Genomic DNA, 13,906 nt, shown 5'->3' with positions numbered 1-13,906 from the left:
TCTTTATCGGCGCCCTTCACGTAGCCAGGCTCCGACCATCAAAAGTGCTGCCAGCAACAAAAACGCCCATGCAGGCAAAAGCGGCGTGATATTAATCTCGGCTGTGCGAAATGCATCGCGCGGCGTGATCCCGATCCAGCCGCGTCCGGCGGCGGGCCGCCCTTCGCGCACGGTACGGATGTCAATATTACCGGCAGAGATCGGGATAACGCCGCCGCGTGTGCTGTCCACCAGCGGGTCCAGTAAAACGCTGTCAGCGATGGTTTGCTCAAATTCGCGCGGTGCTGCAGGGCCAAGAGCGATGACGGCGCTTTCTTCCCCATCGTTCAGCCGGTAAAGACCAATTTCAGGGGCTTCCCACAAGGTTTCAAAGCGACCGGGGGACACTTCTTCAAGTCGTAAGGTGGTTTCTGTCCCGTCAGGATGGGTGACGGTCACATCGCCCATATCCAATGACAGCGTACGTCGGATAATGCGCATCGTTTGACCTGTGGGTTCGACCCAGAGTGCTTCTTCTTCCAGTTCGGGTTCTTTCATCATCCAGTGGGCCAAGCGGCGCAGCAGTTCCAATTGCGGCCCGCCGCCTTCATAGCCACGATCCCAGAGCCACGAATGATCCGAGGCGATCAGGGCCACCCGCCCTTCACCAACGCGGTTCAGCGTCAGAAGCGGGCGTTCATCCAAGCCTGACATCACAGTCATCGCATTTTCTGGCACTAACACATCAACCAGACGGAACCAGCGCCCCCAACCGGGGCCTTCGCCATCGGGGTTGGGCGATAGCTCATCCAGCCCTTCGGTCACCGGGTGGCGCGCGCCAAGATCGGTAATTTGTGGCACAAACCCTTCTTCAAACACCCGCGCCGTGGGCGCGCCCGGCAGGATTTGCCCCAGCGGTGAACGATAGATACTTTCGGCGGACCCATATTCAGGCCCTGATGAGATAAGGACCGCGCCGCCTTGTTCGACATAAGACCGTATATTGTCGAGATATGCACTGGGTAGGATGCCGCGTCTGCGGTAGCGGTCAAAGATGATCAGATCAAAGTCGTTGATCTTTTCAAGAAACAGCTCGCGCGTGGGGAATGCGATCAGGGAAAGTTCATTCACGGGCACGCCGTCTTGCTTTTCGGGGGGGCGCAGAATTGTGAAATGTACCAGATCGACCGATGAATCGGATTTCAGCAAATTGCGCCATGTGCGTTCGCCCGGATGCGGCTCACCCGATACCAGCAATACACGCAGGCGGTCACGCACACCGTTGATCTGCACAACGGCTGCATTGTTGCGGTTCGTCAACTCGCCCTCCACTTCGGGCACGCTGAATTGCAGTACGTTCATGCCGCCATGCGGCAGCGTGATAGGCAGCTGAATGTCTTCGCCCACGGGCACTTGCACGGTCAAAGGCGCATCGCCATCAATTGAAACCGACAAGGGTACCGATGTTGCCTCTGGTGCTGCGCCCTGGTCTTCGATCCGTAGGGTCAGGTTTACTTCTTCACCAAGGATCGCAAAGGCGGGCGCGTTTTCAACGATCAGACGTCGATCCCAATCATCGGGTTGGCCTGTCAGTAAGGTGTGCATCGGGGCGGGCAGCCTTGGTGTGCGTTCTATGTCGTGCAGCCGCCCGTCGGTCACAAGGATAATACCCGCAACGCGTGCTTGGGGTTCTTCGGCCAGTGCCTCTGACAGGGCTGTCATCAGGGTGGTGCCAAGATCACCTTCACCATCACCAAGCGTGACCGTGCGCAATTCGGTGTTGGGTTGGCGGGCGATTTCAGCTTCAATATTCGCAACAGCTTCGGCGTTTTGTGAAGACCGGTCGCCGATGCGCTGGCTGGCGCTTTCGTCCACCACCATCATCACAATATCGCTCAGCGGTTCGCGGTCTTCTTGCTGGATGCTGGGGTTAGCGATCGCCGCCAGCAAGGCGAGCCCCGCCAAGCCACGCAACCACCAGCCCGGCAACCGTCGCCAGACCGCAAGGATCAGAGATAGAAGCGCAAGGCCAGCCACGCCATAAAGCAGGACCAGCGGGATCAGCGGATCAAGAACGAGTGTGCCTGTCATATCACTGCCCCAATCGATCCAGCAGATCAGGCACATGTACCTGATCTGATTTATAATTGCCCGTCAGCACATGCATGATCACGTTCACGCCGAAACGCAGTGCGATCTCGCGCTGGCGTTCACCAGACATGCCGCGCCCCACGGGAAACATGCGCCGCCCGTTGGCATCGACCGCCCAGGCGCGCGCCCAGTCGTTGCCGCCGATGATCACCGGCGTCACACCGTCGTTCAGGTTGCGGAAAGGCATGCCGTCCACTTGTTCGGCATTGATAGGTGCGGCCTCGACCCAAACATCGCGGCTGGCATAGCGACCAGGGAAATCTTGTAGCAAATAAAAGGTGCGCGTCAGGACATGATCAGGTGGAATCTGCTCAATCCCCGGAATATCCAATGACCGGGCGATGGCCTGCAGGCGTTGCCCTTCGGGCGAGCCCGATCCAAAGCGTGCGCTATCTGCGTCACGGGTGTCGAACATGATCATCCCGCCGGAGCGCAGGTAACGGTTCAGCTTGGCATAGGCTTCGCGGCTGGGCAGGGGCTGATCGGCAGTGACCGGCCAGTAAAGAAAAGGAAAGAATGCCAATTCATCGTTTTCAAGATCAACGCCAATGGGGGCTGCGGGTTCAATGGATGTGCGTCGGAACAGGGTTTGCGACAGCCCCAGAAGCCCAGCTTGGGAAATCTCGTCAATCTCTGCGTCGCCTGTCAGAACATGTGCCAAGACAACCTCGGTTGTGGCGCGCAGGGCGAAGTCTTCGGCTGTTTGTGCCTGTGCGTCTGGCGTCCAAAGAAGCGCAACGGCCAATGCCGCAGCCACATCAGCGCGCGGCCCTCTGAGCCTGCCGCCAATGGCAAGCGAGGCGATCACGTCGATCAGCAAAAGCATCATGGTCGCACTCAGCAGCCAGCCCTTGAGGGCTGTTTCGCGCACAACGTCCATACCTTCGATAGCAATACGAGTGGGCCACCCAGCGACGTTCAGCACAGTGTCTTCTCCAATCACATTAATCGCCAGCTGGCGGTCACCGCCTGCATAAAGGCCGGGCAGCAGGTCAGGGCCGGGGATACCTTCGGCCAGCACTTCACCAGCCACACCGGGCAGCGCACTGCCATCTTCAAGGCTGCCATAACCATCCATCACCCGATTGGGCAGCCATGTTGTACCCGCAAGTTCGGCGGCGTCCGGTGTTGAGGGGCGGGTCGAGACGGCCAGCCGTTCCAGCATCTGCACAAAAAGGCCTGACAGCGGCAGGCTGGACCATTCAGCGTTGGCGGTGACATGCACCAAGACAATCTGCCCGTCCCCCGCAAGTGTACGTGTGACCAGCGGGGTGCCATCGGTCAGTTGCGCGATCACGCTGTCGGCGAGCGTGGGATCAGGCTGGGCCATGACCTGACTGGTCACGGTCACGTCATCAGGGATAGGCAGCCCAAAAAACGGGCTGTCTTCGGCAAAGGGGGCCAGCGTTTTCGGCTCTCCCCAGCTCATCGCGCCACCGACAGAGCGACCACCAGAGCGCAGACGAACCGGCAGGAGCGGATCAACAACGTTACGCCCTTGATCAGAGGCAGCAAGACGAGGGCCTGCAAAGCGCAAGAGCATACCGCCCCGTTCAACCCACTCCAGCACCGCCTCTGCTTCGGTCCCCGCGAGGTTGGCCACATCGGCAAAAATAATGACGTCGGGGTTAGCGAGCAGAATATCATCCAGCGTGCCGTCGATGATGTCGGCGGTCGGCTCCAGCGCCTCGCGCAGGTAGAATAAGGGCGAGAGCAGTTCCAGACCTTCGCGGTCGTCACGCCCAGCGATCAGCGCCACTTCGCGTCGTTTGAGCGCATCATCGGTCAGGCTGACAGCCCCGGCAGAGCGTCGTCCGGTGACTTCAAATCGCGTAATCCGGTTGCGCAACTCAGGCGGCAGCACCATCGCGGTCTCCGCCACGGCTTCACCGGGTTCAAAAATAAGCGGGACCGCAGCAAGTTGCCGTTCGACCCCAGCAGGATCAAGGCCAATGGCTGTGATCGTCGTTTCAAGCGGATTACCCACAGGGGAACGGGTGGCTGATACAATCACCTCGCCATCTTCAAAACGCGCGGGGCGCAGGCCCAGATTTTGACGTGGCGTTTGGAATACCGTAACACCGCCACGGGTTTCCAACGCGGCCAGCAGGTCTTCGCGCCCGTCCCAATCCAGCCCGTCAGAAATCCAATAGGTTTCAAAATTGCCTGTCGTTTCAGTGAACCATGCCGCAGGGTCAATGGGTTGCCATGGTTGGGGTTGGATGCCGGGCAGGCGGTTTTGCCAGTCGCCGGGTGCGGCGAAGGGGAGTTCTTCTGTCGCGGGTAGCGCGCTGAGATTAATGACTGCGGTGCGTCTGTCGGCCAAGGCGGCTTCGGTCAGAAGCGTATCCACGCGATCAATACGCGCCTGCCAGCTGGGTGCGCCAGCCCATGAGCCATCGAGGATGATGACAAGATCACCAGACCCTTCGCGCGCGTTTTGAGGGTTCAGAACGGGACCAGCAAAGCCAATGATCGCGGCTGCAACGGCGAGGATACGCAGCAGCAGTAACCACCACGGCGTGCGGTCGCTTTGGTTTTCGTCGTCTGTGAGGCCAAGGAGCAGCGCCACACCGGGAAAGCGGCGGCGGATGGGCGCGGGGGGGACCGCGCGTAGCAATATCCATAGGATCGGCAGCGCAATGAGGCCGAGCAGCAGCCAAGGGGCTGCGAAACCTATGGGGCCGATTAACCACATCAGCTGTGATGCTCCAACGCGCCATAGAGCCATAGCAACGCGTTCGTGGCACTTTCGCCGGTGTGGTGTGTCTGGAACTGCCAGCCAGTGACGCGGGCGAGGTTCTGGAGGTGGTCTTTGCGCTCTGCCAGCCGGTCGAGGTAGCGCGTTTTCAGATCACCAGCTTTGAGCGTTTCATGCTGTAGCGCACCGGTCATACTTTGGAAAATAGTCCGCCCATCGAAGGGGAATGCTTCCTCTTGTGGGTCCAGCACCTGCAAGAGGGCGCCACCAACGCCGCGATCGGCGGCCCGCAACAGAGCGTCTTCAATTGGTTTGATATCGCCCAGAAAGTCGCTGATGAACAAAGCACGCGAATGCGGCAACATGCCTTGCGCTTCGGGTGCACCATAGTCGGTGTCGTCTTCTTGACTAAGCAACTGCGCCATCTGCATCAGTTGCGCCTCGCCCCGGCGTGGTGGCAGGCGTAACCCGGTCAGGCCCACACGTTCACCGCCACGGATCAGCAGGATCGCACAGGCAAGGCCAAGCGTACGGGCGCGTTGCCCTTTTGTGGGAAGGTTTTCATCGGACCCGAATGACATCGACGCCGCCTGATCCACCCAGAGAATGATCGACTGCGCGATCTGCCATTCTTTGTCCTGGACGAAATTGGCGTCTGACCGGGCTGACCGCCGCCAGTCGATGCTGCGCGCCTCATCATGGGGTTGTGCGGGGCGGTATTGCCAGAAGGTGTCACCCGTGCCCGCCCGCCTGCGTCCGTGTTCGCCCAACAGAACCGCAGACGCCAAATGCTCTGCCTCCGCCAGAAGCGGGGGCAGCGGGGCGGCGAGCGCCTCGGCGTCGGATCTCAGGGCGAGGGGTTGTGTCATGCAGCGTCAGCCACTGTCGTGATTTGGTCGGCGACGGTGTTGATCACATGGTGGATGCTTTCGCCACGCGCGCGTGCTGCAAATGACAGCGCCATGCGGTGTTCCAAAACGGGTACGGCCATCGCGCGCACGTCTTCGGCAGATGGCGCGAGGCGCCCCTCAAGCAGCGCTTGCGCGCGGACGGTCAGCATCAACGCTTGTGCGGCACGCGGGCCTGGGCCCCAGCTGACGTTTTGGCGGATGATATCAGGTGCGTTTTCATCGTCGGGGCGGCAGGCGCGCACAAGATCAAGGATCATTTCGACGATGTTCTCACCGACGGGCATCCGGCGCAGCAAGGTTTGTGCGTCAAGGAGCTCCTGCGCCGTGAATACGGCTGTCGCTTCTGCCTCTTCGACGCCGGTTGTCGCGATCAGGATGTCTTTCTCTGTCTCGCGATCCGGGTATGGCACATCAATCTGTACCAAGAAACGGTCAAGCTGTGCTTCGGGCAGCGGGTACGTGCCTTCCTGCTCAATGGGGTTTTGCGTCGCAAGGACATGGAAGGGGACACCGAGGGGCCGATGCTCACCGGCGATGGTGACTTCTTTTTCCTGCATCGCCTGTAAGAGTGCAGATTGGGTGCGGGGGGAGGCGCGGTTGATCTCATCTGCCATCAGAAGCTGACAAAAGATCGGGCCTTCAATAAAGCGGAAACTGCGTGAGCCATCATTGGTGGTTTCAAGCACTTCAGAGCCCAGGATATCGGCGGGCATCAGATCAGGTGTAAACTGGATGCGATTGCCGTTCAGCCCCATCACGGTTGAAAGCGTATCCACCAGCCGTGTCTTACCCAAACCGGGCAGACCGATCAGTACCGCGTGCCCGCCACAAATCAACGCCGTCAGGGTCAGGTCCACAACACGTGGTTGGCCAATGAAACGGGCGGAAATGCTGCTCCGCGCTTCTGCCAGTTTTGCGCCCAGGTTTTCAATCTGAACGACGAGATCGGCATTGTTGGCCATGACTTTCCTCCGGTTGAACTATATGTTGCATCACAACAGATAATCCCATCACACCCAATGGCAAAAACAATGACCACACAAAAGATTGTGACACCATCGGCAGAAAGCATCGCAAGTAGCGCACGTGCTGCGCAAAAAGGCGGTTTACCGCCCGTTCACCTGTGGAACCCACCGCATTGTGGGCACATCGACATGCGGATCGCGCGAGATGGGACGTGGTTTTATATGGGTACGCCCATCGGGCGGCCGGAATTGGTGAAGCTGTTTTCAACGATTCTCCGGCGTGATGGCGATGATTATGTCCTTGTCACCCCGGTCGAGAAAGTGGGGATCACGGTTGACGATGCACCATTCGTCGCGGTCGATTTTAATCCGTGCCACGATGGGTTGGCGTTTGAAACCAATGTGGGTGACCGCATGATCGCAGGGCCCGATCATCCGATCCGCGTCGTGCGTGACCCTGAAACCGGAGAGCCGTCACCTTATGTGCTGGTGCGGGCCAATCTTGAGGCGCTGATAGATCGCAAGTCGTTCTACCGCCTTGTCGAGATTGGCGAGCATGCACCATATGAAGGCACGCAGTGGTTCGGTATTAGATCGCAAGGCGCATTTTTCCCGATCATCCCATCAGCTGAGTTGGATTAAAACGAACCATCGCTGGCCCAAAAGAACAGGAACAGCCCCCAAAGCACACCGGCGGCGATCATGGCAAGCCCCACCCATACCAGCATGGTCCAGTTGTTTGTTATACCCCAGCCGGTCAAGCTGCCGCCACCGCCGATTAGAATGATTGGCATCAGCAGTGTGACAACAAAGGCTATTAAACGTCTCATTTTGATCACCCCATCGTGCTACCCTATCTAACGAAATAGGCATTCTGCGTTCGACTTGCAAAAATCGATGAATTTCAGTCTTTTGCAGGGCGAATGCGCCAACAGCACTCAAGGATCTTTCATGCCCAAATTTTGCGCCAACCTGACCTGGCTTTTTACAGAGCTGCCCTTTCTGGAACGGTTTGAGGCCGCCAAAGAGGCAGGTTTTGAAGCGGTTGAGGTATTGTTTCCGTATGATGTGAACGCGCAGGATATCGTGAATGAACTGGGCAAGCATGAATTGCAGATGGCGCTGATCAACTGCCCGCCGCCAAATTACACCGGTGGCGATCAGGGTTTTGCCGCCGTGCCGGGTTTGGAAGAACGGTTCAAGAAGGATTTTGGCCGCGCGTTGCGCTACGCGCGGACTTTGGGCGCGCGGCATTTGCATATCATGTCAGGCGTCGCCGAGGGGCCTGAGGCGAAAGAAACCTATCTTAACAACCTGCGCTGGGCTGCAGCCGAGGCACCGACCCAAAGCCTGACCATCGAGCCAATTAACACTGAAACGATGCCGGGATATTTCCTGAATGATTTCGATCTGGGACGCGCGATTGTCACGGCGATTGATGCCCCCAACCTGCGTTTGCAATTTGATACCTTCCATGCTGCCAAGATCACTGGCGATGTTTTGGGCACATGGGCGGCGACGCGTGACATCACGACCCATGTGCAAATCGCCCAGATGCCCGACCGGGGTGAGCCGGATCAGGGTGAGATCGACTATCCGGCTTTCTTTGCTGATTTGGATGCCCAAGATTATCAAGGCTGGGTAGCAGGCGAGTACACGCCGCGCACGACTACGGTTGATGGTCTTGGCTGGATTACTGACACATAGCCGACGCCCTACTGAAATGATGCTGACACAACGCTGTCAGTAGGGGTATGATTAAAGATGTTCATCAACCTCAAACAAGGAGATGAAACATGAGCGATCGTACAATTATGGCCTGGGGCGAAATTCCGGTAACCGACATGGAGAAAGCCGTCGCGTTCTATAACGATGTCTTTGGGTATCAGTTAGAGATCGACAATTCTGGTCCGAACCCAATGGCCGTTCTGGGCGGTTCAGAGAACAGTGCAGGTGCGCATCTTTATCCGGGCAAGCCTGCGGCTGATGGCGGGAATACTATTCATCTTGCTATCGAAGAAAAGTTGGAAGTGGGTATTGATCGCTGCTGGAAGGCGGGCGGTCAGGTGGTTAGCCCACCAATCGAGATCCCTGCTGGCCGCTTTGCTTATGCCAAGGACCTTGACGGAAACTCCATCGGCCTCTTCGAGGCGGCAGCCTAGATGCGCCGCGCCGACCGCCTCTTCCAGATATTGCAGTTTCTGCGGGGCGGTCGGCTGACGACGGCAGCACAACTGGCCGAAAAGCTGGAGGTCACGCCGCGGACGATTTACCGCGACGTGGCCCATTTGATTGGCTCTGGCGTCCCGATTGAGGGCGAGGCGGGTGTTGGGTATCTGATGCGCGACGGCTACGATCTGCCGCCGCTGATGTTCACCCATGATGAGATTGTGGCGCTGGTGTCAGGTGCGCGAATCCTGCAAACATGGGGTGGCACCAAAATGGCCTCCGCTGCGCAAGAGGCCTTGGTCAAGATCGATGCCGTCTTGCCCGATGATGCGCGCAGGCAGGTCGGTCAAGTCAATGTGCACGTGATGGAAGGTGCCGAACAGCAAGGGCATTGGCGTGACTATCTTGACCGGTTCGAGGCTGCGTCAGAAGCGCATATCCGATTGGAAATGAACTATGCCGATGAGGTAGGCAACATGACGTCGCGCGTCGTGCGCCCCTTAGGTGTCTGGTTTTGGGGTAAGGTCTGGACGGCTGTGTGCTGGTGCGAGCTGCGCGCAGCATTTCGTATGTTCCGGCTGGATCGCATTTCAGACTTGCGCGAATTGGACCGGTATCGCCCCCAAAAAGGGCAAACTTTGCGCGAATTTTACGAAACGGCTGCCTATCGCCACTGACCGCGCGAAATTGTGAGTGGTGGGTTGGTGCGGATGATCTATCTTCACCACAAATAATCACGGTGGATTTGAGATGCAGATGAAACGCCGCGGTTTTCTTGCCGCCGGACTGGCCAGTTTAGCCACACCCATGCTGGCACAGACCGCCCCTTGGGCTGGCGTCACTGACGTTGCGCGCGGGTTTGACCAATGCCATGCGCTGATAATCCGACAATCGGGACAGACAGTGCTGGCCGAACACTATCGCGGACCGGGGCTGAACCGGGCGGTGCCGATCAAATCGGTTTCCAAAACCTTTGTGGCGGCGTTGACGGGGGCTGCGTTGAATCGGGATGAGTTGCCCGCATTGACGGCTACTTTGGGTGATGTGGCCCCGCGTCTGATCCCGTCGAACGCAGACCCGCGCGTTGCAGAGATCACGATGGAAAACCTTGTGACCATGCAAGCAGGGTTAGAGCGGACCTCGGGGCGGAACTATGGCGGTTGGGTGAGCAGCAGCAATTGGGTGGCCAATGCGCTGGGGCGGCCATTTGTGGCGGAACCGGGCGCTGGCATGCTGTATTCGACGGGGTCGTTCCACATTCTGGGCGCCGTTCTCAGTGAAGTATCCGGGCAGTCGCTATTGTCTTTGGCGCGCAGTCGGTTGGGCGATCCGTTGGGGTTCGAAATCCCTGCGTGGACCCGCGATCCGCAAGGGCGCTACCTCGGTGGCAATGAAATGGCGCTGACACCTGATGGGATGATCCGGTTTGGCGAGATGTACCGCTTGGGCGGGCAGTTTGGTGGCGCGCAGGTGTTGAGCGCTGACTGGGTCACGCGGTCGTTTGAGCGGCGCACACAATCTGCCTTTTCGGGGTTGGGCTATGGTTACGGCTGGTTTTTGGGGCAAGGGGCTGGTGTGGGATATGCTTTGGCACGCGGCTACGGCGGGCAGATTATTTGTGTCGCACCGGAGATTGAACTGACGTTGGCAATCACGTCTGATCCGCTGCGCCCGGCCCGCAGTGGTGGTTACTTCGGTGACCTGCAAGGGCTGATTGAGCGGCAAATCCTGCCGCTCGCCAAAACCTTGATCAGTTGACGCTAGCGAAAGAGTTTCGCGATCTCACCGCCCGCGTCGCTTGCGATTGATCTGGGTGACTGGCCGAATTCAGATATGATGTCAGGGTTGGCGCCAGCGGCCAATAGATGCGCCACGACCTTGGCATTTGCCTTGCGCACGGCAATATGAAGTGGCGTTTCCGACATATCGCCAACAGCGTCGACCTCGGCACCGGCGTCGATGAGGGAAACGGCGCCATAGGTATCACCGCGCCATAGCATGACATGCAACGCTGTGTCGCCTTCAACGTCCTTGCTGTCTATGTTGACGGGTGCGCGCCCCATCTTGTCGGGAAACAGCGTGTCTGAGCATGACGCCAGAATTTCATCCAGGCTTTGTCGGGTTTTAGGGCGCTTTGACATGGTGTTTTCCTTCAATGCACTCACCCTACCTAACTAGCTAAGGTGAGTGAAGGTGCGGTTTAACGTGATAGGCTTTGCGCCAGCCGCATCAATTGCACAGCCTCGGTGCGATAGCCAAAGGCATCATCGCCCCTGTTCGCATTAGCCAAGGCGATCGCCTGATCGTAACCCCAGTCACCCAAGTAAGCCTCATCGCGCAGCAATTGACCGAACCCGGCAATGGCTGCTGCAAAGTTCGCCTCAGTTCCGGGGATGCTGCTGCCGGTGATGGGCGTTTCGATCAACTGGCTGACAGCGTCGCCGGGTTCTTTGTAGCGTAGCTTCAGAAAGCCCAACTCATCCGAGGTCGCAGCAACGGTGTTTGGCGCATAGCGCAGCGGATCGCTCAATTGTGCGGGGCTGCCAACCGGGGTCACTTCGTAGATTGCGGTCACCGCATGCCCGGCGCCCAATTCACCCGCATCTACGGTATCATTGTTGAAATCTTCGCGGTTCAGCGCGCGGGTTTCATAGCCGATCAACCGGTATTCAGCGACTTGGGCGGGGTTAAACTCAACCTGCACCTTCACGTCACCTGCAATCGGGAAAAGCGCGCCGGAAAGCTGGTCAACCAGCACCTTCTGTGCCTCTGACAATGTGTCAATGTAGGCAGCTGTTCCATTTCCGTTTTGGGCCAAGGCCTGCATCGTTGCATCGTCCAGATTACCGTGCCCGAAACCAAGAACGCTGAGATAGGTCCCTGTGTCGCGTTTATCCGCGATGAAATCCTTGAGCGCATCAGGATTATTCAGCCCGACATTGAAATCACCGTCAGTCGCAAGGATCACACGGTTCACTTCACCATCAGCGCGCATTGTTTCCGCAACGCTATAGGCTTGCTCTAAACCGCCTTGGCCGTTGGTAGACCCACCCGCGCCAAGCGACTGGATCGCTTGCAGGATCGTTGTACGCTCGGACGCATTGGTCGGCGCCAACACCTCACCTGCGCTGCCTGCATATTCTACAATGGCCACCTGATCTTCGGGGCGCAACTGATCCAGCATAAGCCGGAATGATTGTTTGAGCAGTGGAAGTTTGGTCGGATCATCCATTGAGCCAGATGTGTCGATGAGGAAGACGAGGTTCAAAGGTGGCCGCTCTGCAATCTCGGGCATCTGGCCTTGTAGGGCGATATGGACCAATTGCGTATCCGCGTTCCATGGGGTCTGAAATGTCGTGACCGTGGGGCGGAAAGGGGCTTCGCCTGCATCGGGTGCCGGATAGTCGTAGGGGAAGTAGTTCATCAGCTCTTCTATGCGCACGGCTGCGGCGGGCGGTAGTTGGCCGCGCGACAGTGATGATCGGACGACAGCATAGGCGGCGGTATCGACGTCGATGGAGAAGGTTGAAACGGGGTCGTCTGCCGTAATCTTGAGCGGGTTATTGTCAGCTTGCGGGAAAGCTTCTGTGTCAGGCTCTGCAACCCCTAACGCATCGTCTATCAGGTCAAGTACGTCGGTACCAGGAACTCTAATCGTTTCCGCTTCTTGTAACTCTGTGGAAGGCGTCTGTTGTTCGCTACTTGGATAAAGTCCACCGCTTGAAAGCTGGCCAAAAGTGGCGCTACTTGATGGTGGTACGACTGTTTCACGCTCTGCGTCCACCTCAGGAGCAGTCGTTCCGGTGGTCGCGGGCGATGCCAAAGGCGCAGATAAGTTGTTTTCCGTCATACGTGACCGAACTTCCGGAAGGCTCTCTACAATCTCCGCCTCTTGCATCTGCGGAACAACTGCGTCGTCCCTCAGCTGAGGCAATACCCTGGGCGCTGCGTCTGACCGATCTGTGAAGTCGAGATCTTCCGTGGGAGTTTCTAGCGGACCCAGTAGTATCTGACCTTCCGCACCGCTTGGTGCCTCTTGAATGATCTCACTGCGTGACAACTCTTCGGCCGTCATAGGGCCATTTTCGAGCCGTGGCTGCATAGTTGTGCTGTCAAACTCTGTCATCGTGATCTGGGGTGCCGATGGGGGCCGCAGCAAATCCTGCCCTTGCGGCGTCAGCACCAAAAACCCGCAAGCGACCAGCGCGGTTGTTGCTGTCAGCCCACCTTTTGATGTCGCAAATATCATCGTCGTGTTCAGCATTGTCTTCACTCCTGTCCAAAGGCCCTTTGGCCCGGTTACAGCAGTGGGACGCACGTCCTGACGCGATCCTTGGAGATCATTAAAGTTTTTCTGCGCCAGTGCGATGTTTTCAGCCCGCCTGGCCGTATCGGGGCTCGGCGTTGCCTGATCCATTATCGCTTTGAGGTCATTCAGGTCGTCGGTCATACCATGTCCTCTTCTTGCTTGAATGTGCGGAGCGCTTTTTTCGCCTCTGAGATACGCCAGCTGATTGTGCCTTCGGACACGCCCAGAACCTCGGCGGCTTGTGCATGTGTCATGTCATCAAGCACAAGGGCCAGTGTGTCGCGTAGATCGTCAGAGAGTTGGCCCATCGCGGCAGTCAGCCAGTCCATTTTCGTAGCAGTGTCTTCGTTGGCGGCGTTCCGGTTTACTTCCCAATCGCCCCATCCAGTTGTCGCTTTGGCATAGCTGGTGCGTTTGCGGCGTCTGTCGTGTGCTGCATTGACGGCGACACGGTACAGCCATGTGGTGACTTTCGCCCGTCTTTGGTAACTGCCCAGCTTGGCGGGCAATGCGGCACATATATCCTGTGTGAGGTCTTCGGCCTCGCTACGCGATCCGGTGATGCGAAAGCAAAACGCAAAGAGCCTATCATAATGACGATCAAGCAAGCTGGCAAAGGCCGCGCCGTCACCGGCTGCGGCTGCTGTTGCTAGGTCCTCATCGCTTGTCATCATGCGCATCACGGTGGTTTGACGCGAGAGAGAGGTCAATCCTTGGAATT

13 protein-coding genes are annotated in these 13,906 nt (G+C 58.0%); 5 read left to right on the top strand and 8 right to left on the bottom strand.

Annotation, left to right across the window (positions count from 1 at the left end):
• Positions 1-3 precede the first annotated feature (3 nt).
• From BC777_RS15720 to BC777_RS15705, 4 genes are read right to left on the bottom strand one after another with little or no spacing between them, the layout of a single operon-like run.
• The gene (locus BC777_RS15720; RefSeq protein WP_100369352.1) at positions 4-2,070 is read right to left on the bottom strand and encodes a hypothetical protein; all 2,067 of its coding nucleotides are present in this window, start codon (positions 2,068-2,070) and stop codon (positions 4-6) included.
• A 1-nt stretch (position 2,071) separates the two neighbouring features.
• A complete protein-coding gene (locus BC777_RS15715) occupies positions 2,072-4,828 on the bottom strand; it encodes a DUF4159 domain-containing protein (protein WP_100369149.1) in 2,757 nt (918 codons plus the stop codon).
• Entirely contained in the window at positions 4,828-5,700 is an 873-nt protein-coding gene (locus BC777_RS15710; protein ID WP_100369148.1) for a DUF58 domain-containing protein, read from the bottom strand. The genes BC777_RS15715 and BC777_RS15710 overlap by 1 nt, the downstream gene beginning before the upstream one ends.
• A complete protein-coding gene (locus BC777_RS15705; RefSeq protein WP_100369147.1) occupies positions 5,697-6,704 on the bottom strand; it encodes an AAA family ATPase in 1,008 nt (335 codons plus the stop codon). Before BC777_RS15705 ends, BC777_RS15710 begins: the two co-directional genes overlap by 4 nt.
• Before the next feature lie 69 nt (positions 6,705-6,773).
• On the opposite strand from BC777_RS15705, the gene BC777_RS15700 reads away from it, so the two are divergent.
• The gene (locus tag BC777_RS15700; protein WP_100369146.1) at positions 6,774-7,349 is read left to right on the top strand and encodes a DUF1285 domain-containing protein; all 576 of its coding nucleotides are present in this window, start codon (positions 6,774-6,776) and stop codon (positions 7,347-7,349) included.
• Here BC777_RS15700 and BC777_RS19250 read toward each other — a convergent pair.
• Entirely contained in the window at positions 7,346-7,537 is a 192-nt protein-coding gene (locus tag BC777_RS19250; protein ID WP_133122578.1) for a hypothetical protein, read from the bottom strand. The two genes, BC777_RS15700 and BC777_RS19250, sit on opposite strands and share 4 nt — an antisense overlap.
• Before the next feature lie 121 nt (positions 7,538-7,658).
• Between BC777_RS19250 and BC777_RS15695 the strand changes: the two genes are divergently transcribed.
• The 4 genes from BC777_RS15695 to BC777_RS15680 all read left to right on the top strand — a co-directional run bounded on the left by BC777_RS15695 (position 7,659) and on the right by BC777_RS15680 (position 10,634).
• Positions 7,659-8,414 carry a hydroxypyruvate isomerase family protein gene (locus tag BC777_RS15695; RefSeq protein ID WP_100369351.1) on the top strand — a complete coding sequence of 252 codons (756 nt, stop codon included), beginning with the start codon at positions 7,659-7,661 and terminating at the stop codon, positions 8,412-8,414.
• Between the two features lie 89 nt (positions 8,415-8,503).
• The gene (locus BC777_RS15690) at positions 8,504-8,869 is read left to right on the top strand and encodes a VOC family protein (RefSeq protein ID WP_245834407.1); all 366 of its coding nucleotides are present in this window, start codon (positions 8,504-8,506) and stop codon (positions 8,867-8,869) included.
• Positions 8,870-9,553: a helix-turn-helix transcriptional regulator gene (locus tag BC777_RS15685; RefSeq protein WP_100369145.1), complete on the top strand. Its 684-nt coding sequence runs from the start codon at positions 8,870-8,872 to the stop codon at positions 9,551-9,553. It abuts the gene before it with no gap.
• Between the two features lie 73 nt (positions 9,554-9,626).
• Positions 9,627-10,634: a serine hydrolase domain-containing protein gene (locus BC777_RS15680; RefSeq protein WP_100369144.1), complete on the top strand. Its 1,008-nt coding sequence runs from the start codon at positions 9,627-9,629 to the stop codon at positions 10,632-10,634.
• A gap of 2 nt (positions 10,635-10,636) precedes the next feature.
• Here the strand turns inward: BC777_RS15680 and BC777_RS15675 are convergent, their stop codons facing one another.
• From BC777_RS15675 to BC777_RS15665, 3 genes are read right to left on the bottom strand one after another with little or no spacing between them, the layout of a single operon-like run.
• Positions 10,637-11,017 (bottom strand): ankyrin repeat domain-containing protein, encoded by a 381-nt coding sequence (locus BC777_RS15675; protein WP_100369143.1) that lies wholly within the window; start codon positions 11,015-11,017, stop codon positions 10,637-10,639.
• Positions 11,018-11,076: 59 nt separating this feature from the next.
• On the bottom strand, positions 11,077-13,326 hold the full coding sequence (locus BC777_RS15670) for a vWA domain-containing protein (protein ID WP_100369142.1): 2,250 nt from the start codon (positions 13,324-13,326) through the stop codon (positions 11,077-11,079).
• Positions 13,323-13,859, bottom strand: a complete 537-nt coding sequence (locus BC777_RS15665; protein ID WP_168769187.1) for an RNA polymerase sigma factor — start codon at positions 13,857-13,859, stop codon at positions 13,323-13,325. The genes BC777_RS15670 and BC777_RS15665 overlap by 4 nt, the downstream gene beginning before the upstream one ends.
• Positions 13,860-13,906: the final 47 nt, after the last annotated feature.

The organism is Yoonia maricola, assembly GCF_002797915.1.
Taxonomy (GTDB): Bacteria; Pseudomonadota; Alphaproteobacteria; order Rhodobacterales; family Rhodobacteraceae; genus Yoonia; species Yoonia maricola.
Note: the sequence above shows the minus strand (reverse complement) of the source record. Positions and strands in the feature narration are given on the sequence as shown.